This is a genomic window from Aestuariivirga sp. (assembly GCF_046093005.1).
Lineage (GTDB): Bacteria > Pseudomonadota > Alphaproteobacteria > Rhizobiales > Aestuariivirgaceae > Aestuariivirga.
This window is the reverse complement of sequence record NZ_JBJTER010000104.1, coordinates 1-24,290: the sequence shown is the minus strand read 5'-3', so window position 1 is coordinate 24,290 and position 24,290 is coordinate 1. Positions and strand designations below refer to the sequence as shown.

General features: G+C 67.0%; 21 protein-coding genes and 1 pseudogene. 5 read left to right on the top strand and 17 right to left on the bottom strand.

The window, feature by feature from the left end; all coding sequences use genetic code 11:
• Nucleotides 1-4: 4 nt before the first annotated feature.
• A complete protein-coding gene (locus tag ACKOED_RS09115; RefSeq protein ID WP_408916284.1) occupies nt 5-838 on the bottom strand; it encodes an FAD binding domain-containing protein in 834 nt (277 codons plus the stop codon).
• Between the two features lie 124 nt (nt 839-962).
• On the opposite strand from ACKOED_RS09115, the gene ACKOED_RS09110 reads away from it, so the two are divergent.
• Together ACKOED_RS09110 and ACKOED_RS09105 are read left to right on the top strand one after the other, a co-directional pair.
• Nucleotides 963-1,748, top strand: coding sequence for a 2-keto-4-pentenoate hydratase (locus ACKOED_RS09110; RefSeq protein ID WP_408916283.1), 786 nt, complete (start codon nt 963-965; stop codon nt 1,746-1,748).
• Nucleotides 1,749-1,753: 5 nt separating this feature from the next.
• Complete coding sequence (locus ACKOED_RS09105) at nt 1,754-2,245, top strand: ureidoglycolate lyase (protein WP_408916316.1); 492 nt, start codon at nt 1,754-1,756, stop codon at nt 2,243-2,245.
• On the opposite strand, the gene guaD is transcribed toward ACKOED_RS09105, so the two are convergent.
• From guaD to ACKOED_RS09045, 12 genes and pseudogenes are all read right to left on the bottom strand, one after another.
• Entirely contained in the window at nt 2,235-3,524 is a 1,290-nt protein-coding gene (guaD, locus tag ACKOED_RS09100; RefSeq protein ID WP_408916282.1) for a guanine deaminase, read from the bottom strand. The two genes, ACKOED_RS09105 and guaD, sit on opposite strands and share 11 nt — an antisense overlap.
• Nucleotides 3,521-4,018 carry a 2-oxo-4-hydroxy-4-carboxy-5-ureidoimidazoline decarboxylase gene (uraD, locus tag ACKOED_RS09095; RefSeq protein ID WP_408916281.1) on the bottom strand — a complete coding sequence of 166 codons (498 nt, stop codon included), beginning with the start codon at nt 4,016-4,018 and terminating at the stop codon, nt 3,521-3,523. The genes guaD and uraD overlap by 4 nt, the downstream gene beginning before the upstream one ends.
• The gene (locus ACKOED_RS09090) at nt 4,015-6,096 is read right to left on the bottom strand and encodes a urate hydroxylase PuuD (protein ID WP_408916280.1); all 2,082 of its coding nucleotides are present in this window, start codon (nt 6,094-6,096) and stop codon (nt 4,015-4,017) included. Before ACKOED_RS09090 ends, uraD begins: the two co-directional genes overlap by 4 nt.
• 66 nt (nt 6,097-6,162) lie before the next feature.
• Complete coding sequence (locus ACKOED_RS09085; RefSeq protein WP_408916279.1) at nt 6,163-7,227, bottom strand: BMP family ABC transporter substrate-binding protein; 1,065 nt, start codon at nt 7,225-7,227, stop codon at nt 6,163-6,165.
• A 26-nt stretch (nt 7,228-7,253) separates the two neighbouring features.
• Nucleotides 7,254-8,123, bottom strand: coding sequence for an ABC transporter permease (locus tag ACKOED_RS09080; RefSeq protein WP_408916278.1), 870 nt, complete (start codon nt 8,121-8,123; stop codon nt 7,254-7,256).
• A gap of 4 nt (nt 8,124-8,127) precedes the next feature.
• Nucleotides 8,128-9,207: an ABC transporter permease gene (locus ACKOED_RS09075; RefSeq protein WP_408916277.1), complete on the bottom strand. Its 1,080-nt coding sequence runs from the start codon at nt 9,205-9,207 to the stop codon at nt 8,128-8,130.
• On the bottom strand, nt 9,191-10,726 hold the full coding sequence (locus tag ACKOED_RS09070) for an ABC transporter ATP-binding protein (protein WP_408916276.1): 1,536 nt from the start codon (nt 10,724-10,726) through the stop codon (nt 9,191-9,193). Before ACKOED_RS09070 ends, ACKOED_RS09075 begins: the two co-directional genes overlap by 17 nt.
• Nucleotides 10,727-10,730: 4 nt before the next feature.
• Nucleotides 10,731-11,639: a xanthine dehydrogenase accessory protein XdhC gene (gene xdhC, locus ACKOED_RS09065; RefSeq protein ID WP_408916275.1), complete on the bottom strand. Its 909-nt coding sequence runs from the start codon at nt 11,637-11,639 to the stop codon at nt 10,731-10,733.
• Nucleotides 11,636-13,947 (bottom strand): annotated as a pseudogene (gene xdhB / locus ACKOED_RS09060) (xanthine dehydrogenase molybdopterin binding subunit). The gene xdhC and the pseudogene xdhB overlap by 4 nt, the downstream one beginning before the upstream one ends.
• The gene (xdhA, locus tag ACKOED_RS09055) at nt 13,947-15,413 is read right to left on the bottom strand and encodes a xanthine dehydrogenase small subunit (RefSeq protein WP_408916274.1); all 1,467 of its coding nucleotides are present in this window, start codon (nt 15,411-15,413) and stop codon (nt 13,947-13,949) included. Before xdhA ends, xdhB begins: the two are co-directional and overlap by 1 nt.
• 6 nt (nt 15,414-15,419) lie before the next feature.
• On the bottom strand, nt 15,420-15,767 hold the full coding sequence (gene uraH, locus ACKOED_RS09050; RefSeq protein ID WP_408916273.1) for a hydroxyisourate hydrolase: 348 nt from the start codon (nt 15,765-15,767) through the stop codon (nt 15,420-15,422).
• Nucleotides 15,768-15,876: 109 nt separating this feature from the next.
• Complete coding sequence (locus tag ACKOED_RS09045) at nt 15,877-17,661, bottom strand: amidohydrolase (RefSeq protein WP_408916272.1); 1,785 nt, start codon at nt 17,659-17,661, stop codon at nt 15,877-15,879.
• Between the two features lie 179 nt (nt 17,662-17,840).
• Between ACKOED_RS09045 and ACKOED_RS09040 the strand changes: the two genes are divergently transcribed.
• On the top strand, nt 17,841-18,047 hold the full coding sequence (locus tag ACKOED_RS09040) for a hypothetical protein (protein ID WP_408916271.1): 207 nt from the start codon (nt 17,841-17,843) through the stop codon (nt 18,045-18,047).
• Here ACKOED_RS09040 and ACKOED_RS09035 read toward each other — a convergent pair.
• The 3 genes from ACKOED_RS09035 to ACKOED_RS09025 are packed head-to-tail and all read right to left on the bottom strand — an operon-like array spanning nt 18,041 to nt 21,497.
• The gene (locus ACKOED_RS09035) at nt 18,041-18,604 is read right to left on the bottom strand and encodes a hypothetical protein (protein WP_408916270.1); all 564 of its coding nucleotides are present in this window, start codon (nt 18,602-18,604) and stop codon (nt 18,041-18,043) included. The genes ACKOED_RS09040 and ACKOED_RS09035 overlap by 7 nt on opposite strands.
• Complete coding sequence (locus tag ACKOED_RS09030; RefSeq protein WP_408916269.1) at nt 18,601-19,152, bottom strand: DUF1214 domain-containing protein; 552 nt, start codon at nt 19,150-19,152, stop codon at nt 18,601-18,603. The genes ACKOED_RS09035 and ACKOED_RS09030 overlap by 4 nt, the downstream gene beginning before the upstream one ends.
• Nucleotides 19,153-19,157: 5 nt before the next feature.
• Nucleotides 19,158-21,497: a transglycosylase domain-containing protein gene (locus tag ACKOED_RS09025; protein ID WP_408916268.1), complete on the bottom strand. Its 2,340-nt coding sequence runs from the start codon at nt 21,495-21,497 to the stop codon at nt 19,158-19,160.
• Between the two features lie 84 nt (nt 21,498-21,581).
• Here ACKOED_RS09025 and ACKOED_RS09020 point away from each other — a divergent pair, with 84 nt between their 5' ends.
• Nucleotides 21,582-22,061: a YcgN family cysteine cluster protein gene (locus ACKOED_RS09020; protein ID WP_408916267.1), complete on the top strand. Its 480-nt coding sequence runs from the start codon at nt 21,582-21,584 to the stop codon at nt 22,059-22,061.
• 46 nt (nt 22,062-22,107) lie between these two features.
• On the opposite strand, the gene ACKOED_RS09015 is transcribed toward ACKOED_RS09020, so the two are convergent.
• Nucleotides 22,108-23,247, bottom strand: coding sequence for a citrate/2-methylcitrate synthase (locus ACKOED_RS09015; protein ID WP_408916266.1), 1,140 nt, complete (start codon nt 23,245-23,247; stop codon nt 22,108-22,110).
• 25 nt (nt 23,248-23,272) lie between these two features.
• Here ACKOED_RS09015 and ACKOED_RS09010 point away from each other — a divergent pair, with 25 nt between their 5' ends.
• On the top strand, nt 23,273-24,199 hold the full coding sequence (locus ACKOED_RS09010) for a phosphate acyltransferase (protein ID WP_408916265.1): 927 nt from the start codon (nt 23,273-23,275) through the stop codon (nt 24,197-24,199).
• The last annotated feature ends 91 nt before the right edge of the window (nt 24,200-24,290 follow it).

The following is a 24,290-nucleotide window of genomic DNA, read 5'->3' as shown; positions in this document are numbered from 1 at the left end:
TCATTCAACCTTCCGCCGCGCGGTCCAGCGCTTCGCCGATCACCGCCAGCGCCGCCTCCAGGCGATAGGCCGCGCCGGCGCGCACATCGTCAATGGGCGAGAGCGGCGCCAGATGGCGCGGCGCCACCAGCGAAGATGGCTTCACGCCGGGACCGAGACCGCGCAAGTCCTGTTCCAGCTCCGGAAGCCGCTGCGCCACCGGCGAGGCGGCGCCCACCGCCACCGCAGCGCTCACGACCCGCCCCGCAGCATCCTTCTCGATCACCGCGGCGGCCATCAGGATGGAGATCACCAGATAGCGGCGCGCGCCCAGCTTGACGAAGGCAGAGCGGGCCCGTGCCGATGGTTTGGGCGCCACCACGGCACTGACGATCTCGCCCGGCCGCAACGCCGTTCGCCGGTAGCCGGTGATGAAGGTGGACAAGGGCAGCACCCGCCGGCCGGAGACCGACGCGAGTTCAACCGCAGCATCGAGCGTCAGCAATGGCGGCACGCCATCGGCGGCGGGCGAGGCGTTGCAGAGATTGCCGGCGATGCTGCCGCGATTCTGAATCTGGATCGACCCCACCTCGCGCGCCGCGGCCTTGAGACCGTCAAAGGCCGGCGGCAAATCCGCCCTGATGATGTCGGTCCATGTGGTGGCGGCGCCGAACCGGATGCAGCGGTCATCCGTCGAAATGCCCCGCAAGCCGCCGATCCCCGAGAGATCGACCAGCGGGCGCGTCAGGGGCTTGCCGGCATGGGCGGGAAACACATCGGTTCCGCCGCACACGGCCAGCGCGTCCGCCGCGGCCATGGCCTCAGCCGCCTCCTCGATGGTTCCTGGCCGCGCGTACATCTCTCTGCCTTTTCCCCCGGCGGATAGTGTCGCCCGCCGATACGGCTTGTCAAGGACAGGCCCCGGCTTGACGGGGCGGCGGCTTTCATGATGCAAGATCGGAGCGCCAGGGAGGATAGCCCGCATGACGATGCCCGATTTCGCCGCCGCAGCGGAACTCCTGTTGCGCAACTGGGAAGCGACAACCCGAATTGACGCGCTGCCCGGGACCATGCGGCCGATGAGCCGCGCGCAGGGCTATGAGGCGGCCGCCGCCGTGGCGGCGCGGAGCGGCAGTGAAGTGGCCGGCTGGAAGATCGCCGCCACCAGCGAAGCCGGGCAGAAGCACATCAATGTCGATGGGCCCTTGATCGGGCGGATACTCCGGAAACGGCTTCTGCCGCCCGGTGCGGCGGTGAGCCTCGGCGACAATATCATGCGCGTGGCGGAAGCCGAATTCGCCTTCAGCTTCACCACTGACCTGCCGCCGCGCGCGGCGCCCTACACGCAGGATGAGGCGATGGCCGCGGTGGGCGGGCTGCATCTTTCCATCGAGGTGCCGGACAGCCGCTACGCCGATTTCACCAGGGTGGGTGCCGCGCAACTCATCGCCGACACGGCCTGCGCCTGCTGGCTGGTGCTGGGACCGGCCGTTGACAGGCCATGGCGGCACATCGATCTCTCGTCACATAAGGTAAAGGGTTTCCGCAATGGCACGCTCGCCGCCGAAGGCGCCGGCAAGGCGGTGCTGGGCGATCCGCGCAAGGCGCTGACCTGGTTCGTCAACGAGGCGGCGGCCTATTGCGGCGGCGTCAAGGCCGGGCAGTTCGTCACGACAGGCACCTGCATCGTGCCCATGGCGATTTCACCAGGCGACGACGTGACGATCGATTATGGCGAACTCGGCGCCATCGCGTGCAGGATAACATGAGCGCCATGCGGCGGCTGTCGCCCATTCCGCTGACGCGCGATAACTTTCTCCCCTTCGGCGATGTCATCGACGGCGAAACGGCAAATCCCATCGTCATCAACCAGGGCTTTGCCCAGCGCTTCAACGATCTTGCCAGGATCGATGTCGAAGCCGGGGGCGGCGCCGTCAATGTGAGCCTGTTCCGCGGCCAGCCGCGGCCGCGGCCCATCGCCATCAGGCTCATGGAGCGGCACCCGCTGGGAAGCCAGCTGTTCATGCCGCTTCAGGACCGGCCGTGGCTGGTGCTGGTGGCGGCGGATGTCCATGACTTTGCCAGCTACCGCGCCTTCACCGCCACGGGGCGCCAGGGCGTGAACTATGCGCGCCATGTCTGGCATCATCCACTGCTGGTGTTCGACGCCGATAGCCGGTTTCTGGTGGTTGACCGCAAGGGGCCCGGCAACAATCTCGAGGAAGTCTGGTTCGCGCCGGCGTTCTTGTTCGATCTCACGCCGTAGCGCGGTGATGCACCTTGCGGCCCCTCACATAGGTGGCCCGGACCGCGCGGTCATCACCCAGCATCATGAGCGCAAACAATACATCCTCAAGCGCGTTCGAAAGCTCGTGCCGGCTCGCCAGCACCGGCGTGGCCTGAGGGTCCAGCACCACGAGATCGGCGAATTTGCCGGGCTCGATGGCGCCCGTCTCATGGCCAATGCCCAGGCGCCCGGCATTGCCTCTTGTGGCAAGCCGGAACAGCTCCGCGGCGCTGGGCTTATAGCCCGCCAGCATCTGCACCTTATAGGCCTCGCCCATGGTGGCGAGCATCGAATAGCTGGTGCCGCCGCCGATATCCGTCGCGATGCCCATACCCACCGGCCGGTCCGGCTTTCCGAGATGCGGCATGCGCATCAGGCCGGAGCCGAGAAAGGTGTTGGAGGTCGGGCAATGCACCACCGTGGAGCCAGACTCGGAGAGCCGCATGCATTCGCGCTCACTTAGGTGGATGCCATGCGCAAACAGGCTGCGCGGCCCCAGCAGCCCGAAACGGTCATAAACATCGGTGTAGTCCCTGGCCCACGGGAACAGCCGCCCGACCAGCGCGATCTCACCCGGGCTTTCGGACAGATGCGTCTGCATCAGCGCGCCCGGCAGCGCCGCCACGAGATCACCGGCGAGCCGCAGCTGCGCTTCCGATGAGGTCACGGCAAAGCGCGGCGTCACCGCATAGCGCAGGCGGTCCCTGCCATGCCAGGCGGTGTAGAGCTCCTCGGACTCCCGGGCGCCTGTCTCGGGGTCGTCCTGAACGGCGGGAATGGCGTTGCGGTCCATCATGGTCTTGCCGGTGATGAGCGCCATGCCACGCGCCTCAGCCGCCGCGAACAGCACCTCGGCGCAGACCTTGTGAACCGAGCAGAAGGCCAGCGCCGCGGTGGTGCCGTTCCGGAACAGCCGGTCGAGGAAGATGTCCGCCGCCTGCTGCGCGTAAGCCGCGTCGCCATAGCGGCTCTCTTCGGGAAAGGTGAAGCGGCTCAGCCAGTCGAGCAGGTCTTTGCCGGGAGCGGCCAGCATACGGTATTGCGGAAAGTGGATGTGAGCGTCGATGAAGCCCGGCATGACGATCATCTCGCCATGGTCTTCCGTCTCCGCCTGGTGGAATATGGGAGGCAGCGATGCGTGCGGGCCTGACCACAGGATGGCGCCGTCATCGCCAACCACCACCGCGCCCCGCGTTTCATGGGCGGGCGGGCCATCAGCCGGGAAGCTGAGGGTCTGCCCGCGGATCACCCGCGTCATGGCGCCACCCGGTCTTCCAGCCGGAAGCGGAAGATGCGGCAGATCTGCGCGAGCGCCGTTTCCAATTCGGCATCCGGGCTGTTGCCGATGCGGGCCTCGAAACTCTCAAGGATCATGTGTTTGGTGGCGCCCTTCACCGCGAAGATGAACGGAAAGCCGAAGCGCTCCCGGTAGGCCGTGTTGAGAGCGGTGAAGCGGGCGAATTCCTCCGGCGTCAGGCTCGTGAGGCCCGCGCCCGCCTGCTCCATCGCCGAATCGGCGGTGAGCTTCGCCCGGTTGGCGAGGTCCGGATGGGCGCGGATCAGCGCCAGCTGGGCATCCCGGTTGGCGGCGCGCAGGGCTTTTTCGAAATGACGGATCATGTCTGTCCGCGCGGCGAAGGGACGGAAGGCCGCGGCCTCGCGCGCCACCCAGGGCGAATGCTCGGCGATGTCGCCGAAGGCCTCGAGAAAAGCGGAAGGGCTCATGGCGTTCACATCGTCGAGGCTGATCATTGCATGGCGATCCACTTGCCGAGCTTGGCGCGTTCCTCATCCGTCATGCCGGTGCGGTTGCCGGGCGGCATGGCCTTGTTGCGCACCGCCTGCACGTCGATCTGCGCGGCGTAGCGCTTCAATGCGGCGAGCGTTTCAAGCTGAACCCCTTTGGGCGCGGCCTTGATGGTGGCGTCGGAAGGCTTGGCCGCATGGCAGGAGGCGCAGCGGGTCTGGACGATGGCCAGCGCCTGTTGGTCAGACACATCGCCGTCAAACAGCAGGCGTTTGGCGGGCTCCGTCATGATCAGCGCCAGACCAAGCGCCGCGGCGATGAGCGGCAGCGTCCAGGAAATCTCCGCCTGCCGGTCTCCCACTTCGGTGCGCACCAGATAATGGCGCAAGAGACCGCCGCCCAGAATGATCAGCCCGGCCAGCGCCCAGGCGTGCGGGTGATCGGTCAGCATCGGGAAATGGTTGCTAATCATCATCGCCAGCACCGGCAGCGTCAGATAGGTGTTGTGGAGCGAACGCTGCTTGCCGGTGGCGCCCAGCGCCGGATCGGGCTTTTCGCCTTTCAGCAGCGCGGCGGCGATCTTGCGCTGGTTGGGAATGATCACCATGAATACATTGGCGGCCATCAGCGTGCCGATCAGCGCGCCGATGTGGATGAAGGCGCCGCGGCCCGAGAACACCGCGGTATAGAACCAGGAGAAGGCCAGCAGCATCGCGAACAGGCAGGCCGCCAACAGCCCGCTGCGCCGCCCCAGCGGAGACCGGCACAGCGCCGTGTAGAACAGCCATCCCGCCACCAGGCTGGCGGCCGACAATCCGATCGCCTGCCACGGCGTCAAAGGCAGCACGGCGGGGGCGATCAGATAGGTTTCCGCCTGCAGATAATAGAGCACCACCAGCAGCAGAAAACCCGTAACCCAGGTGAGATAGGCCTCCCATTTGAACCAGATCAGATGCCGCGGCAGCGTCTCCGGCGCGGTGAGATATCTCCGCACATGATAGAAGCCGCCGCCATGCACCTCCCAGGCCTCGCCCGCCACGCCCGGCGGCAGGCCCGGCTGCTTCCGCAGCGAGAAATCCAGCGCGATGAAATAGAACGACGTGCCGATCCAGGCGATGCCGGCGATCATGTGGCCCCAGCGCAGCAGCAGATTGGCCCAGTCGAGCGAGACGAGCGGCGCGCCGGAGAGCCACCAGGCAAGTCCCAGCGCCCCGAAGATGATGGGCAGCGTCCAGGCAATGCCGGACAGCGGATCGCCCACCTCATGGCGCACCAGGAAATGCCGGAGGGCCGCGCCGCCCACGAAGATCAGCCCCACCAGCAGCCAGGCGTTGGGCGCGTCGGTGATCATCGCGAAGTGATTGCTGATCATCATCAGCAGCACGGGCAGCGTGAGATAGGTATTGTGCAGCGAGCGCTGCTTGCCCATTGCACCAAGAGCCGGATCAGGCGTTTCGCCGCGCATCAGCGCCGCGGCGATCCTGCGCTGGTTGGGAATGATCACCATGAACACATTGGCCGCCATCATGGTGCCGGCGATAACGCCAACATGAATAAAGGCGCCGCGGCCTGAAAACACGTGGGTAAAGAGATAGGCGGCCGCCAGGATCAGCAGGAAAACCGAACCCGCCAGCGCGCCGTTGTGCCGCCCGACGGCTGAGCGGCACAGCCCGTCATAGATCAGCCATCCGGCAACGATCGACACAAGCGAGATCAGGATCGCGGCCCAGGGCGCAATGTTCAGCACCGCCGGATCGATGAGGTTGGCGCTGGCATCGAGATAATAGACCACCGCCAGCAGCAGGAAGCCGCTGACCCATGTCAGATAGGCTTCCCATTTGAACCAGGTGAGATGTTCGGGAAGGCTGGCCGGGGCGGAGAGATATTTCTGCACATGATAGAAGCCGCCGCCATGCACCTCCCAGGCCTCGCCACGCACACCGGCCGGCAGGCCTTCGCGGCCGCGCAGGGAAAAATCCAGGGCAACGAAATAGAACGACGTGCCGATCCAGGCGATGCCGGCGATCATGTGTCCCCAGCGGATCAGAAAGTTCAGCCAGTCGGCGATGAACGGATCGGGCATGGTCCTCTCATGACTGCGCCTGCCGGGGATCGCTCCCGCGGCAGGCGCTGTTGTGGCGCACCGCGCTTACTGCGGCAGCTTGTCGTCAATGCCCTTGATGTACCAGTTCATGCCCAGAATGTCGCCATCGGGCAGCGGCTTGCCAGCCTCGCCCACCACCGTGCCGTCCTGCTTGGTGATCGGCCCGGTGAACGGGTGCAGCTTGCCGGTCTTGATGGCTTCCGCCGTTTCGGCGGCCATCTTGGCCACGTCGTCCGGCAGGTTGGTGAAGGGCGCGAGGCCCACCGTGCCTTCGGCCATGCCATCCCAGGAGGATTGCGACTTCCAGGTGCCGTTGATCACGTCGCCCACGCGGCGCACGTAATAGGGGGCCCAGTTGTCGACGATGGCGGTGAGCTGCGCCTTGGGCGCGAACTTGATCATGTCGGAGGCCTGGCCGAAGCCCGAGGCGCCGGCTTTCTCGGCTTCCTGAAGCGGCGCCGCCGAGTCGGTATGCTGGGACAGCATGTCCGCGCCCTGGCTCAGCAGAACCTTGGCGGCATCGGCTTCCTTGCCCGGATCGAACCAGGTGTTGGCCCACACGATCTTCACCTTGAAGTCCGGGTTCACCGACTGCGCACCGAGCATGAAGGCGTTGATGCCGGCGATCACTTCCGGAATCGGGAAGGACGCGATGTAGCCGGCCGTGCCGGTCTTGGACATCTTCGCCGCGATCTGGCCGATCACATAACGGCCCTCATGGAACTTGGCGTTATAGGTCGTCACATTGTCGGCGGTCTTGTAGCCGGTGGCGTGCTCGAACTTCACATCGGGGAATTTCTTCGCCACCTTCAGCGTCGGCTCCATGAAGCCGAAGGAGGTGGTGAAGATGATGTTGCAGCCATCGCGCGCCAGCCGCTCGATGGCGCGCTCCGAGTCGGCTTCCGCCACGCTGGCGAGATAGGCGGTTTCCACCTTGTCGCCATAGGCGGCTTCCAACGCGAGCAGGCCCTGGTGATGCTGGAAGGTCCAGCCGAAGTCCTCGATCGGGCCGACATAGACCCAGCAGGCCTTGGTCTTGGCTTCCGCCGCGGTCATGGCGGCCGCAAGGCCGAACACGGCGGCAGCGGCCGACAAAAGCAGTTTCTTCATGTTTGACGTCTCCTTTTTCACATTTCTCAACGGTCAGGCACAAACGGCTGGCCCAGCGAGGCCGGCGTGTTCTTTCTCATCATCATCCGGTTGCCGGAGATGATCACGAGAACCACGATGGTGACGATATAAGGCAGCGAAGACAAGAACTGCGACGGGATTCCCCAAGCTTTTGTTTGGACCAGGAAGGCCAGGATCGAAATCGTGCCGAAAAGATAGGCACCGAGCAGCGTCCGCCAGGGCAGCCAGGAGGCGAAAACGACCAGCGCAAGCGCGATCCAGCCCCGGCCCGAGGTCATGTTCTCGATCCACTGCGGGGTGTAGACCAGCGACAGATAGCCCCCGCCGAGCCCGGCGCAGGCGCCCCCGAACAGCACGCAGAGATAGCGGACGGCGATCACATTGTAGCCCAGCGCATGGGCCGAGGCGTGGCTGTCGCCCACCGCCCGGATGATCAATCCCGCCCTGGTGCGGAACAGCACGAAAGATACCGCGCCGGTGAGCGCCACCGCCAGGGGAATGAGCGGGTCGATCCCCGCGAAGCTTGGCAGCTTGACGCCAGGCTGGCCGACGAAGGCCTCGCCGATCTGGCCGGAAAGACCTAAGCCAAGAAGCGTCAGAGCGAGGCCCGTCGCCACCTGGTTGGAGACCAGCGTCAGCGTCAGGAAGGCGAACAGCAGCGACATCGCCATGCCCGCCGCTATGGCGGCCAGCACGCCGAGCCACGGCGAGCCGGTCCACAGCGCCGCGCCGAAGCCCATCACCGCGCCCATGATCATCATGCCTTCGACGCCGAGGTTGAGCACGCCGGAACGTTCGACCACAAGCTCGCCGATGGCCGCGAACAGCAGCGGCGTGGCGGCCGTCAGGATGATGAAGATGACGCCCGGATCCATGGCTCTACCCCGCCGTCCGCACCGCCGCCTGGCGGGAGGTTTCCATGCGCACGCGATAGAGGATCAGCGTATCGCAGGCGAGCAGGAGGAACAGCAGAATGCCCTGGAACACCTTGGCGATCTTGTCGGAAACGCCGAGCACCACCTGCACGTTTTCGCCGCCGATGAAACTCAGCGCCAGCAGCAGGCCCGCCACGATGACGCCAAGCGGGTTCAGCCGGCCGAGGAACGCGACGATGATGGCGACGAAACCATAGTTCGGCGCATAGGGCGTCTGAAGCTGGCCGGAAAGCCCCATCACGTCGCAGGCCCCGGCGAGGCCCGCGAGCGCGCCGGTGAGCAGGAAACAGAAGATCACCGCCCGCGAGCCGGAGAAACCGGCGAAGCGCCCGGCCCGCGGCGCGGCGCCCAGCACCTTGATTTCGAAGCCCTTCAGCATGCGCGACATCATGAAGAACAGGGCCACGGCGGCAATCAGCGCGAACAGCGCGCCCAGATGCACCTCGCCCCACCGCGGCAGCAATTGCCAGCCGTCGAAATTCACCGTCTTGGGAAAATTGAACCCCTGCGGGTCGCGCCAGGGCCCGCGCACCAGCCAGTCGAAGATGTATTGCGCCACATAGACCAGCATCAGCGAAGTGAGAATCTCATTGGCGTTGAATCGGATTTTCAGGACCGCGGGAATTGCCGCCCACGCCATGCCGCCGATTATGCCGAGAGCCAGCATCACCACCATCACCCCGGGCGATTGCCAGCCGGTAAAGAACACCGGGATCATGCCGGCCAGCAATGCGCCGGTCACGAACTGCCCCTCGGCGCCGATGTTCCAGACATTGGCCGCATAGCTCACCGCCAGCCCGGCGCCGATCAGCACCAGGGGCGCCGCCTTGACGATCAGCTGCTCGCGCGCCCAGTCCTGGGTGAGTGGCTCGATGAAATAGATGTAAAGCGCCTCGAACGGGTCAAGGCCGCGCAAGGCGAAGATGATGCCGCCGGCGATCACCGTGAGGCAAAGCGCGATGACCGGCGAGAGCACCGCCATGCTGGCCGAACGCTCGGCCCGTTTTTCAAGCACCAGCCGCATGGGCGTGCTCCTTGGCTTCATGCGCGCCGGCCATGAGGAGGCCGATCTTCCCGGCGGTCAAATCGCCCGCCGCATAGGCCTCCGAGAGTTCGCCGCGCGAGATCACCGCGATGCGGTCGGCGATTTCGAAGATCTCGTCGAGGTCCTGGCTGATCACCAGCACGGCGGAGCCCTGACGCGCCAGATCGACGATGGCCTGGCGGATGGTGGCCGAGGCGCCGGCATCCACGCCCCAGGTCGGCTGGTTCACCACCAGAAGGCCGGGCTTCCTGTCCAGTTCGCGGCCGACCACGAATTTCTGCAGGTTGCCGCCCGACAGCGCGCGCGCCTCGGGGTCGGACTTCGCCTTGCGCACATCGAAGGTCTGGCAGACGCGCGCGCTGATTTCCTCCGCCGCGGCGCGGCTCACCAGGCCCGACCGCACCAGCGCGGCGTCGGTGGCATGACGGGTCAGCACCACGTTCTGCGACAGCGTGAAGCCCGGCACCGCGCCATGGCCGAGGCGCTCCTCCGGCACGAAGGCGGCGCCCGCCGCGCGCCGCGCGTTGACGCCCTGTCGGCCCATCGGCCTGCCGTCGATCGCCAGCATGGCGGCCGACTGGAGCAGGCGCTCGCCCGACACCGCATCGAAAAGCTCGGCCTGGCCGTTGCCGGCCACCCCGGCGATGGCCACCACCTCGCCGGCCCGCACCGTGAGCGAGATGTTCTTCAGTTCAACCGCGAACGGCCCGTCGGCGGCGAGGCGGAGCCTGTCGAGCGTCATGCGCGGGGGGCCGGCCATGTCCTGGTCAGCGGCCTTCACGACGTGAATGTCGCCGCCCACCATCAGCCGCGCCAGGCTCGCCGCCGTCTCCCGCATGGGATCGACATTGGCAACCACCTTGCCATGGCGCAGGATGGTGGCGTTGTGGCAGAGCCGCTTCACCTCTTCGAGGCGGTGGCTGATGTAGATCACCGCGCAGCCCTCGGACGCCAGGCGCTGCAGGGTGACGAACAGCTGGTTGGCTTCCTGCGGGGTCAGCACCGCGGTCGGCTCGTCCATGATCAGGAGCTTCGGCGCCTGCAGCAGGCAGCGCACGATTTCGATGCGCTGGCGCTCACCGACCGAGAGATCGGCCACCACCGCCGCGGGCGACAGCGGCAGGCCATAGTCGCGCGACACCCGGGTGATGCGCTCCGACAGGGCTTTCATGTCGAAGGCGCCGGGCATGGCCAGCGCGATGTTCTCCGCCACGCTCAGCGCCTCGAACAGCGAAAAATGCTGGAACACCATGCCGATCCCCAGCCTGCGGGCCGCCGCCGGGTTGGGCACGCTCACCGGTTTGCCCATCCAGCGGAACTCGCCGGAACTGGGCTGCAGCGCGCCGTAGATCATCTTGACGAGGGTCGATTTGCCCGCTCCGTTCTCGCCGAGAAAGGCGTGAATTTCGCCGGGTTTCACCCTCAGAGTCACATGGTCATTGGCCTTCAGCGTGCCGAAGACCTTGGTGACATCAAGCGCCTCGAGGAGATAATCCATGCCCCTAGCCAGCTTCCCTTTCGCGCAGCATGCCTTGGCTGGCCGGGGCTGACAATGCCTCGTCACGCGAAACGATCTGCGCGGCCACGGCAAGCGCCACGGCGGCGGGAAGTTTCGAGCCGATGCCGCCGATGCCGATGGGGCAGATCATGGCGCTGATCCGCGCCGCGGCGACGCCCGCCGCCCGCAACCGCTTCTCGAAGCGCGCCCGCTTGGTGGCGCTGCCGATGACGCCCACCTCGGCAATGGCCGGGTTCTGCAGCGCCGCGGCGGCAAGGCTCAGGTCCAGGGCGTGGGAATGGCTCATGATGACTGCGAACGCGCCCGCCGGCGCGCCCGCCACCACATCGAGCGGAGCGCCGGTCACCGCCGTCACGTTCTGCGGCATGGCGCCGGGGAAGCTCTCGGGCCGCGGGTCGGCCCAGGTCACGTCGAAGGGAAAAGGGGCAAGCGCCAGAATGAGCGCGCGCCCCACATGCCCGGCCCCGAACACCAGCACGGGCCGCCGCCGCTCGCCGAAGCGCTCAACACCGTCGAAGCCCGGCAGGCGCCCCGCAACCGTGTACGGCCCTTCGGCCTCGCGCGCCGCCTGCGCTTCAACCTCCGCGAGGCATGCCGCATCGAAGCTTTCAACCGCCAGCGTCACCCGCCCGCCGCAGCATTGGCCCAGATCGGGGCCCAGCGACTGGGCGAAGATCTTCACCTGGCGCGGCTTGCCGAGAAGGCCCTGCGCCATGGCCAGCGCCTTCCATTCCAGCGCGCCGCCGCCGATGGTGCCGTGAAAGCCGTGGCGGCCAACCACCATGCGGGCGCCCTCCTCGCGTGGCGCGGAGCCCGCGGTGCGGATCACGCTCACCAGCGCGCAGGCGCCCTCGGCGGCCAGCATCCGGGCGATGAGAGACCACGTCTTCATGCCGTCATGCCCTTGACCGCCATCAGAATGGCCTCCGGCGTGGCCGGCGCGTCGAGTTGCGGAATCCGTCCGGGCCTGAGGCCGGCAATCGCGTCGAACACCGCCGTCCACACCGAAACGCCCAGCATCAGCGGCGGCTCGCCCACCGCCTTTGACCGGTAGATGGTGTCCTCCTTGTTGCCGCGCGATTCAAACAGCCTGACGCGGAAATCGGCCGGCACGTCGGAGGCGCAGGGAATCTTGTAGGTCGATGGCGCGTGGGTGCGCAGCCGGCCCTGCTGGTCGAAGACGAGCTCCTCGGTGGTGAGCCAGCCCATGCCCTGCACGAAGCCGCCTTCCACCTGGCCAATATCGAGGGCAGGGTTCAGCGAGCGGCCCACGTCATGGATGATATCGGCGCGGTCGACCCGCATTTCGCCGGTCAGCGTGTCGATGGTCACTTCCGAGCAGGCCGCGCCATAGGCGAAATAGAAGAACGGGCGGCCCTTCGCCCTGGCCCGGTCCCAGGCGATCTTCGGCGTGGCGTAGAAACCGGTGGACGAGAGCGGGATGCGCGCCATATGCGCCTGCCGCGCCAGTTCGCCGAAGGCCATGCTGCGGTTGCCGATCAGCACCTGGCCATCTTCAAAACGTATGCGGCTCTTCGCGGCTTTCCAGCGCCTGGCGGCGAAATCGGCAAGCCGGTTGCGGATCGCCGCCGCCGCCTGGCGGGCCGCCATGCCGTTGAGATCGGCGCCAGAGGAGGCCGCCGTGGCGGAGGTGTTCGGCACCTTGCCGGTGGTGGTGGCGGTGATGCGCACCGCGGAGGCATCGATGCCGAATTCCTCGGCCACCACCTGCGCCACCTTGGTATAAAGCCCCTGCCCCATTTCAGTGCCGCCGTGATTGAGATGCACCGAGCCATCGGTATAGACATGCACCAGCGCGCCCGCCTGGTTGAGGTGGGTGAGCGTGAAGGAGATGCCGAACTTGACGGGGGTCAGCGAGATCCCCTTTTTCAGTATCTGGTTTCGCGCGTTGAAGGCGGCGATGCCGCGGCGGCGCGCGCGATAATCGGAACTTTTCTCCAGCTCCGCGATGATGGCGGGCGCGATGTTGTCCTCAACCTTCATGCCATAGGGCGTCACGCCGCGCTTGTCCGTATACAGATTTATTTTCCGGACATCGAGCGGGTCCTGGCCGGTGAGGATGGCGACCGCCTCCATCATGCGCTCGGCGAAGAGCACGCCCTGCGGGCCGCCGAAGCCGCGGAAGGCGGTGTTGGACACGGTATGCGTGCGCAGCCGGCGCGTGGCGATGCGGGCGGCGGGGTAGAAATAGGCATTATCGGCGTGGAACATGGCGCGGTCGCAGATCGCATTGCTCAGGTCCGCCGAAAACCCGCAGCGCGCCAGCAGGTCCACCGAAACGCCGAGCAAGCGGCCGCGCCTGTCGAAGCCCGCTTCGTAGTCGACACGGAAATCATGGCGCTTGCCGGTCATGATCATGTCGTCGTCGCGGTCGAGGCGGCACTTGGCGGGCCTCCCCGTCACCTGCGCGGCGAGCGCCGCGAGGCAGGCCCATTGCGAGGCCTGGCTCTCCTTGCCGCCGAAGCCGCCGCCCATGCGCCGGCACTCGGTGGTCACCATCGCCGCCGGCAGATGCAGCATGTGGGCGATGAGTGCTGCACCTCGGACGGGTGCTGTGTGGAGCAATGCACGGTCATCGCGCCATGCTCTTCCGGAATGGCGAGGCTCACCTGGCCTTCGAGATAGAAATGCTCCTGCCCGCCGATGCGGAAACTTTCGGACAGGCGATGGGGCGCCGACGCGATGGCTTTCCCCGCGTCGCGGCGGATGAAGGCATAGGGCGCCCCCACATCGGCCGTTTTCAGGGCCAGCGCGTCCTCCACCGTCACGGCGGGCTTCTCGGCCGCAATCGCGATCGTCGCCAGCCGCGCGGCGCGGCGGGCCTGGTCACGGCTTTCGGCCACCACCGCGAAAATCACCTGGCCATGGAACATGATGGCGCCATCGGCGAGGATCGGGTCGCCGCCCACCGACGGGCTGCAATCATTGACGCCGGGAATATCCCGGGCGGTGAGCACCGCAATCACACCCGGCGCCGCCCGCACCGGCGCAAGATCAAGCGCGGTGATGGCCCCCACCGCGCCCTCGCGCGCGAAGCCCGGGTAGACATGCACCAGCCCTTCAGGCTCGCGGATGTCGTCAACATAGAGGGCTGAGCCCCGCACATGCAGCGCGGCGCTGTCATGGGCCAGCGCCTTGCCGACGGTGCGCGTCGCCATGTTGCGGCGGTCCGCTGCCATCACGCCACCGCCTCGCGTTCGCCGGTCACCCGGGTGGCGGCATTGCCCGCAATTTCCATGAGCGCCTTGCGCAGCAGCCCCCGCGCCACTTCCATCCGGTAGGATGCGGACGCCCGCATGTCTGAGATCGGCTGAAAGTCACCGGCCAGCGCCGTGAGCGCCGGCTGCCAGCTGGCCGCGTCGGCGAGCGATGCGCCGCGCAGCGCGGTTTCGGCCGCCAGTGCGCGTTTGGGCGTCGCCGCCATGCCGCCAAACGCGATCCGCGCCGCCGCAACTTTCCGCCCGTCGAGCGTGAGGCTGAAGGCCGCCATCACGGCGGAAATATCCTGGTCGAAGCGCTTGGAAACCTTATAGGCGCGGAAGGCCGCGTTTGGCTTGCGCTTCGGCACGTCGATCCGCCACACGAGTTCGCCAGGCTTACGGTCCTGCTTGCCATAGGCGATGAAGAAATCCTCGAGCGGCAGGGTGCGCTCGGTGCTGCCGTGGCGAAGGGTTAGAGTGGCGCCGAGCGCAATCAGCATCGGCGGCATGTCGCCGATGGGCGAGCCATTGGCGATGTTGCCGCCGACCGTGCCCGAAGCCCTGACCTGCGCCGATCCGAGCCGGCGCATCACCTCGCCGATGTCGGCGTCGATCCTGGCCAGCGCCGGCGCCGCCCCGGCATAGGTGGCGGCGGCGCCGATCGAAACATGGCCGCGCTTCTCCACAACCTCATGCAGCGCCTTGACCCCGCCGGTGAGAATGATCCTGGGAAGCTGGCGCAGCTGCTTGGTGATCCACAGCCCCACATCGGTGGCGCCCGACACGATGGTGGCGTCCGGGTATTCGGCCGCGAGCCTGGCCAGCGTGGCGGCACGCGCCGGCCGCGCGATGAAGCGCTCCGGCGTGCCCACGAACACATCCTTGCCATCGTCGAGTCCGGCAAGCTTCAGCGCCGTGGCGGCGGCCTCCCTGGCCCAGCGGTCGGCGGCGGAGCCCGTGCAACTGGCGCGGGCCGCATCGATGATCGGCCGGTAGCCGGTGCAGCGGCAGAGATTGCCGGCGAGATGGGTGACAATCTCCTGGCGGGTGGGGGCTCGCCCCTCATGATGCAGCGTGAACAGCGACATGATGAAGCCCGGCGTGCAGAAGCCGCACTGCGAGCCGTGGCTCTCCGCCATCGCCTGCTGCACCGGGTGCAGCTCGCCGTCCGTGGACAGATCATCGACGCTCACCAGCTCCTTGCCGTCGAGCTGGCCCACAAGCAGGATGCAGGCATTGACCGGCTCATAAACCAGCCTGCCGCCGCGCAGGCTGCCCAGCGCCACGGTGCAGGCGCCGCAATCGCCCTCGTTGCAGCCTTCCTTGGTGCCGCGCGCCCGCTCCTCGAGGCGCAGGTAATCGAGAACCGTGCGCATCGGCGGCACATCGCCGAGTTCGACGATGGCGCCGCGGCGCAGAAAGCGGATGGTGTTGCGGGCCGTCATGCCGGGTCAGCTTCCGCGATAGGTCGAATAGCCATAGGGCGAAAGCAGCAGCGGCACGTGATAATGCCCGGCCGGGTCGGCGATTCCGAAGGCGATGGGAATGACATCCAGAAACGCCGGGTCCGGCAGGCGCAGGCCACAGTCGCGCAGATAGTCACCCGCATGGAACCGCAACTCATAGCGCCCCGCCGCCAGGCCGGGGCCTTCCAAAATGGGCCCGTCGGCCCGGCCATCGGCATTGGTGCGCAGGGTTTTCAGCGGCGCGGCCTCGCCCTGCCGAAACAGTTCGATCTTCAATCCGGCGGCGGGCTTTCCCGCGGCGGTATCAAGCACATGTGTCGTTAACCGGCCCATCGCTTCCGGATGCCCTCCACGCAATTGAACCGGAAGGCTAACACGGCCCCGCCAATCCCAAAAGCGGATTAAAGCGCGCCGCCATCCGCCGGCGGGCCGGGCGGCCCGCTCAGCCGAACTTCTTTTCGCCTGCGATCCAGGTTTCGCTCACCTTGATGGCTTCGATTTTCGCGGGATCGGCCGTGAACGGATCATCTTCCAGAATGGTGAAATCCGCCTCCTTGCCCGCTTCAAGCGAGCCAAGCCGGTCAGCGAGGCCCAGCTGCCGGGCGGCGTCGATGGTGATTGCCTCGAGCGCCCGTTCGACGCTGACCGCCTGACTGGCGCCGATCACCGAGCCGTCGATCTCGCAGCGCCGCGTCACCGCCGCCTGCACCAGCCGCAGCGGGCCCAGCGGCGAACAGGGCGAGTCCGTGTGCAGCGTGAAGCGCACGCCCGCCTTCACGCAGGCGCCCGCCGGGTCCATGAAACCGGCGCGCTCCGGGCCGAACAGCTGGTCGCGGTAGGCCGCGCCATAAAGTCCGACATGGTTCATGAGGAAGCTCGGCTCGACATTGAGTGCCTTCATGCGGTCGATCTGGTCCTGGCGGGCCATGGTCGCATGCTCGATGCGGTTTATGCCGAATTCGGCTGACGCGCCATAGGCGGCCTCGATCGCATCGAGCGACAGATCGATGGCGCGGTCGCCGTTGCAATGGATCAGCACAGGGAGCCCGGCGGCCTTCACATCGGCCACCATGTTGTTCATTTCGGCGGCGCTGAAGTTCGGCTGGCCGGCCGATGTGTCGTTGAGATAGGGCTTGGTCTGGGCGCCGGTGCGCGTCTGGTTGGAGCCGTCGCCGATGATCTTGACGCCATAGAGCATGAACAGCGTGCCGGGGAGTTGCGCGGCGCGCGCGCCAGGCCCCAGGCCGCGGTAGGCTTCGAAGCCTTTCATGTCTTCATACATCAGGCTGGCGCTGGTGCGCACCGGCGCCTGCGCCGCGATCTTGCTGAACGCTTCAATCCATTCCGAGCGCAGCGTGCCTGGTTCATGCACCAGCGTGTTGCCAACAGCGGCCACCGAATTCAGGAACTTGCCGATGGCCGACGCAGCGAGCTGCGGCGTGATCTTCGGCAGGCCCGCCGAGACCACTTTCAGCATGGCGCTCTCTTCATAGACGAGGCCGTTGAGCCTGCCGTCCGGGCCACGGCCGAAATGGCCCCCGCCCGGCAACGGGCCGATGTCCTCCGGGATCTTCGCCAGCTGCAGCGCCAGGCTGTTGACGGCGGCGTCATGGGCGTTGGTATACCACACGAAGATCGGCTTGGTGGCCGAGATCGCGTCCAGCTCGTCGCGCGAGAGATCGCCGCCCTGCAGGAGATTGTCGAAGTTCGACGCCAGCACCCACTGGCCCTCCGGCGTATTGGCGGCAAGCTGGCGCAGATTGGCGATGAGGTCGGCGCGGGTCTTGTTCTTCAGATAGCCGACATCGGTGAGAAGCTCGAGATAAAGCGAGGACAGCGCCGTGTGGTTATGCGGATCGATCAGGCCCGGGAGCAGCGTGCGGCCCTCAAGGGCGATCACCCGCGTGTCCCTGGTGGCCAGCGCCATGACATCGGCTTCCGCGCCGAGCTTGACAATCTTGCCGCCGCTCACCGCGATGGCTTGCGCCGAGGGCCCGCCGGTCATCGGCAGGATGTTGCCGCCGGTGAAGATCGTGTCCGGCGCGCCGCCGGCGGCGCGCGCCTCCGGCGTGCCGGGCACGGGCAGGCTGGCGCCGATCAGGGCCGCCGCCGACATGGCCATGAAGCCGCGGCGCGACGGGGCAGCGGGCCCGATGCCGGCAAGGCCGAGCGGCTGGTCGAACAGCGATGGATGGGCGATGAGCGAGCTGACGCAGGCGCGGCACATGGATTTTTCTCCCCGCTGACCCCGCCCCTCGAACAGCAAGGGCAGGTTGAAGTTAGAACCCGCTTGTCGCGCAAGGCGGCGGCGATTGCAAGGCTGGACCCGGCACAGTTCATTAAGAAAAACTTAACCATCCTGTGGCCAGTTGCCGGTAACCGAGCAGACAACCCGGAAAACCAGACATGCGAGCTTCGACCGATTGTGCCGTGATCGCGTTCCCGATGGACAGGGTAAGGCCCGCGGCCGCGCAAGGCGGCCATGGTGCGGGCGAGGTGGTGATGTTCACCGGCGTGCGCGTCGAACGGCTGTATGACCTCGCCGAACGGCTGCCCGCCGCCCGCACCGGATCAACCCAAAACGGCAGGCGCGGCGAGATCGAATATTACTGATCCGCGCTGGCGCCGCAGCGCGAGCGCGCCATGGCCGCCGCGGCCGCCGCCCTCACGCCGGCTTCGGGCGCCGGATACCACAGCACGGCAAGGCCGGTGGGTTCCGGCGACATCACCGTCCAGCCGCTGGCCAGGTCTTCAAGGCTGTCCGTGGCGGCGGAGCCCAGAATCTGATCGAGCAATCCGGGCGCCAGCGACAGCCGCAGGGTGAAGCTGTCAGCGCCCGACTGCCGGTTGTTGACGGCATAGATCGGCTCGGCGTGGCGGGTGTAGATGCTGGCCACCCAAAGGCCCGGCGGCAGATCGGCCGTGAAAGTCACCTTGCCGTCCGTCACGTCGAAGATGCACAGTCCGGCCACGCCGGACCGCGGCAGGCCGGGAAACAATTCCGATTGCCGCTCCGGCGTCATGACGAAGAAACTGTTGCGTCCATGTTCGCGCGCCAGCCGCTCCACCTGGCGCCCGAACCACCAGGCCGGCACATAGAGCGCGAAGGCGGCATGCGCGGCCAACCCGGCCGCCAGCGCCACCAAGGCCCAGAATAGATGACGTTTCATGAACAGCCCTCGCGCCGGATGGCGAAGGGCGGCGCGCTAACCGCCGGCTGGGGCGACAGGGCGGTATAGAGCAGGCTGATCTGGCGCTGCTGCGGCAGCCGGAGCCAGTTGCCGGGAACCGGCAGCCCGGACGCGGTAATGCTGAGTGAACCATCCGGCGCGCCGATCGCCGAGCCGCTTCCGGCGGTGGCCTGCAAGCTGGAGCTTGCCGCGCCGCCGGCCAGCGCGGTGAGACTCCACCAGGCAGGAAGCGGCCCCTTGGCGGTGAGGCGGTAGGTGCAGGAGGCGCGGAGCGGCTGGCCATCGTCATCGGCGCCGGCGGTGGCCTCGATCACCTGGCCGGGGGCCGGCGGCGCGCGGCCGGCCAGCATGTAATGGGCGCGCGCGTAAAAGCCCTGCGGGCCTGAAAGCGCCGCCTCGCGGCTCTGCCAGGGGCCGCCCGCCGCCACCTGTTTCACCCCGGCGTTGTTGATCATCAGAAACGCGCTGAGGCAACCGGCGGCCAGTCCGCCCGCGGCATAGGTTGAAGCCCAGATGAACCGGCGCATGACGCTCAGAAAATGCTGTCGAAGAAGTTTTTCTGCTTCTTCTTTTTCTTCTTGGGCTGTTCCTCCGCGGCGGGGATGGCGCCGGGCGGGCCGAACAGTTCGTCGAACAGGCCAGGCCGGCGCGGCTGGCCGCCGGTTTCGACATTGGCCTTGGGCAGCACCAGCGTTTCCGGTCCGGCGGCGGCCCGCGCCCCGGCGGCAGCGGCCGTGGTGGCCGCCGCGGTGGCGGCGGCGGGCGAGGCTTCGAACAGGTCGAACATGCCGGTGAGCACGCTGTTCACATCGCCATCCTGGACGGCGGTATCGGCGCCGCGCGCCTGGTCGGTCTCGTCGCTGACCGGCGCTGGCGCGGCCAGCGGAGCAGGCAGGGCCGCCATGGCGTAGCTCTCATCATAAGGAACCCCGGCAAGGCCCACCGGCTCAAGGCCGCGCTCGGCCTCTACCATGATGCGCTGCCAGACCGGCGCGGGCATCAGGCCGCCGGTCACTTCCTTCATCGGCGTGAAGTCATCGTTGCCGAACCATACGCCCGCCACGTGATGGCCGGTATAGCCGATATACCAGGCGTCGCGGTATCCCTGGTTGGTGCCGGTCTTGCCCGCCTGCGGCGCGAAGCCGAGATCGGCGCGCCGCCCGGTGCCGGACTTCACCACGGCGTTGAGCATGATGTTGAGCTCGGCCACCTTCTCCTCGGGGAAGACGCGGCGCGGCGGCATGGTGTCATCCGCGCCGCGCCGGTACAGCAGGTCGCCGTTGGAGCGGCGGATCTCCAGCACGGCATAGGGCTGGGCGGGAACCCCGCCGGACGCGAAACCGATATAGCCCGTGGTGAGATCGATCAGCGACAGCGCGCTGGTGCCCAGCACCATGGGGGCCCAGGTCTCGAGCGTGCCCCTGATGCCGGCCAGATGCGCGGTGTCGATGATGGTGCTGCGCCCGATATCGATCATCAGCTTCACCGGCACCGAATTGTAGGAATGCGCAAGCGCATTGGTGAGCGTGGTGCGGCCGGCATATTTGCCACTGTAGTTGCGGGGCGCCCAGTCGCCCACCGCCACCGGGCCGTCGACGACGGGATCATCCGGCTTGTAGCCCTTGAGCAGGGCCGCCAGGTAGACAAAGGGTTTGAAGGCCGATCCCGACTGGCGCAGCGCGTCGGTGGCGCGGTTGAACTGGCTCGCCTCGTAGTCCTTGCCGCCGACGATGGCGTTCACCGCCCCATCCAGTTCCATCACCACCGCGGCCCCCTGGGACACGTGATAGGCCTCGCCGTTGAGCGCCAGCTCCTGGTTGACGATGTTCTGCGCCGCGGTCTGCAGCGGCAGGTCGATGGTTGTCTTCACTTCCAGCACATAGTCGCCGGACAGCCCATAGCGGTCGATGACCGCCAGCGTGTCGCGGTAGGCGAAATCCAGAAACCAGTTGGGGCTGTCGGCGATGCGCTGGTCGACCGGTGTCGCCGGCGCGCGCCTTGCCTCCAGAAGTTCACCCTGGGCGATGAAACCCGCATCCAGCATCCGGTAGAGCACCGTGTTGGCGCGCGTCCGGGCCACCGCCAGGTTGTTGTGCGGGGCATATTTGGTGGGCGCCTTGAACAGGCCGGCCAGCATCGCCGCCTCGGGCAGCGTCACGTCGCGCACCGACTTGCCGAAATAGAATTGCGAGGCGGCCTCGAGGCCGTAGGCGCCGCCGCCAAGATAGGAGCGGTCGAGATACAGCTTGAGGATTTCCTCCTTGCTGAGCCGCGCCTCGATCCACATGGCGAGGAAGGCCTCGTGAACCTTGCGGCGGATGGTGCGCTCGGGCGACAGGAAGAGGTTCTTGGCCACCTGCTGGGTGAGCGAGGAGCCGCCCTGCACCACGTCATTGGCGCGGGCATTCTGCACGATGGCCCGGAAGGTGCCGATCACATCGACCCCGAAATGCGAGAAGAAGCGGGCGTCCTCGGTGGCCAGCACCGCCTTGATCATGTGCGGCGGAATCTCCGCGAGTGGAATGGCGTCGTCCTGCCGGATGCCGCGGCGCCCGATGATCTCGCCATTGCCGTCGGTGAAGGTGACGGCGAAATCACGGCCGCGGTTCCACACGTCGCCGGTGCCGGAAAAGGGCGGCAGCGCAAAAGCGAGAAGCCCGAAACAGAACATCACCCCGAAGGTGAGCGCGTCATCGAGAGCGTCCACCGCGAGGCGGCGCGGGCCGCGCAGGCGGAAGCGCTGGAGGAAACTGGAATAGGCGGAATGGCTGCGCTTCAGAAAATCCCAGCTCTCGAACAGCGCGCTGCTGACGGCGCCGTCCGCCCGCCACAGCCGGCCGGCCAGGGAATTGCGCGGAGGAAGCGTGGACACGGGGATCAGTGTACCTCAGACCAGCCCGGGGCATACTATATGATTGTGACAAAAACAGGCCTGTTGACGTCCCGCGGCGGGTCTATGCATATGCGCAAGATGTCCGATGCGCCGCCGTTCTGGAAAACCAAGCCGCTCGCCGCCATGAGCCGGGCGGAATGGGAATCGCTCTGCGACGGCTGCGGGCGCTGCTGCCTGAACAAGCTTGAGGATGAGGATACCGGCCGGTTTCTCTATACCCGCGCCGCCTGCCGGCTGCTCGATCTCGAGACCTGCCGCTGCAAGGATTACCCCAACCGCCAGGCCCAGGTGCCGGATTGCGTGGCGCTGACGCCCGAAAACATCGAAACCCTGGGCTGGCTCCCCGCCACCTGCGCCTACCGGCTGCTCTCCGAGGGCAAGACGCTGGCCTGGTGGCACCCGCTGGTCTCGGGCCGGCAGGACACGGTGGCCGAGGCGGGCATCTCGGTTTCCGGCGCGGCCTATTCGGAAGAAGGCATCAGCGTTGACGATCTCATCGACCATCTGTGGCGGCTGCCAAAGGCGAGGCGGAAAGGAAGCTGACAGCCCGCCCGGCCCTTCCGCCGGAACGGCCGGGCCGGCGGCGGTTTCAGCGCTCGGCCAGCGGCACGTAGGCGCGCGGCGCGGGTCCGTCATAGAGGGTAAGTGGCCTGATCAGGATATTGTTTTGCAGCTGCTCCAGGCATTGCACCGTCCAGCCTGGCACCCGGCCCGCCGCGAAGATCGGCACGAACATGTCCGGCGAAATTCCGTTCAGGTAATAGATGACGCCGGAATAGAAATCGACGTTCACGTTCACCCCGAAGCGCGCGTAAGGCTTCATCGCCTCGACGACGGCCTGCAGGATGGCGAACCATTTGGGCTCGCCCATCTCGCGCGACAGCTTTTCAACGCCATCGCGCATGTGCCGGGCGCGCGGGTCCTCGGTGCGGTAAACGCGGTGGCCAAAGCCGGTCACCGCCTCGCCCGCCGCACGCCTCGCCTTGACATAGGCGGCCGCATTGCCCGGCTCGCCGATCTCCTGAGCCATGCGCATCACGTCCTCCGCGGCGCCGCCATGGGCGGGGCCGGAGAGCGCCGCGATGGCGGCGGTGATCGCTGCATGGAGGTTGGCTTCGGTGCCGGTCACCACGCGGGCGGTGAAGGAGGAAGCATTGCTGCCATGCTCGGCATGGAGAACAAGGTCGCGGTCCATCAGCTGCGCGGCCTCCGGCGAAGGCTTGCGGCCGGTGATCATCCACAGGAAGTTGGCGGCATGCGAGAGGCTTTGGTCGGGCGCGGGAACCGGGCGGCCGTTGCGCAGTGCCTCATGCGCGGCGACGATCATCGGCACTTGTGACGCAAGCCTGATGCCTTTCCCGCGCGTGGCTTCGATGGAATTGTCGGCCACGTCCGGCGCGAAGGCGGCGAGTGCTGAAACCGCGGTGCGCAGCACATCCATGGGGTGGGCGTGTTTCAGGGTTTCGATCAGGCTCAGGATTTGCGGCGGCAGCTGGCGCGCCGCCTTGAGCTTCTGGTCGAACGCGGCCAGCGCCACCGCGTCCGGCAGTTCGCCGGACAGCAGCAGACAGGCCGTCTCCTCAAAGCAGGAATGCCGCGCCAGATCATGGATCGAATAGCCCCGGTAGCGGAGTTCGCCCGCCTTGCCGTCGATGAAGGTGGTTCCTGACCGCTCAAAGTAAACGCCCTTAAGGCCGCGGTGGATTTCAATCTTGTCTTCTGCTGACATAAGCGGGTTTCCGGAGAACGTTGCGATGGATGTGATCGGCGAAGCCAAGGCCAAAATCAAGGGCAGAGGCCTGAAACTGGTAATGCCGGAAGCCGGGGATGAACGCATACGGGAGGCCGCCCGGCGTTTGGCCGCGGAAGGGCTGGCGGAGCCTGTTCTTTTCGATGCCGCTGATGTTCCCGCGGCCAGCCCCGCGCACATTGCGGCCGTCCGCCAGCGGCGCGAAAAGATGACGGACGCCATGGCAGCCAGGTTGCTGCAGAAACCGCTCTGCCGGGCTGGCGCCGCCGTCGCCGCGGGCGAGGCTGACGCCATGCTGGCGGGCGCTGCCAACCCCACGGCCCGCGTCATCGAGGCGGCGCTGATGACCATCGGGCCGGAACCGGGAATCACAACGCCGTCGAGCTTCTTTCTCATGCAATGGCCGGAGAGGCGGTTGCTGTTCGCCGATTGCGCCGTCAACGTGCAGCCGGACGCGGCGCAGTTGGCCGACATCGCGATTGCGTCCGCCGCCAGCGCCGGCCGCCTGCTGGACGAGGAGCCGCGGGTGGCCTTGCTTTCCTTTTCCACCAAGGGCAGCGGCAGTCACCCGGATGCCGGCAAGGTCGTTGAGGCGGTGCGGATCGCCAGGGAAAGAGCGCCGGGCCTCAAGCTCGACGGCGAATTTCAGGGCGACGCCGCGCTCTCATCCGCCGTGGCGGCGCGTAAGATGAAGCATTTGGGCGAAGTGGCCGGCCGCGCCAATGTGCTCGTCTTTCCCGATCTCGATGCCGGCAACATTGCTTACAAGCTCACGCAGTATCTGAGCGGCGCGCAGGCTATCGGCCCGCTGCTGCAGGGCTTCGCGCGGCCGGTGTCGGATCTCTCGCGCGGCGCCACGGTCGACGACATCGTGGCGGCCGGCGCGCTGCTGCTGGCGATGGCCAGCGCAACCCGGCAGTCCCGGAGGTGATGTCTGGCGCCCCGCCGTCCTCTCCCGCCTGCGGGAGAGGAAGGGGCCCCAACGAAGTTGGGGGAGGTGAGGGCGCTGCCACGACACTCCG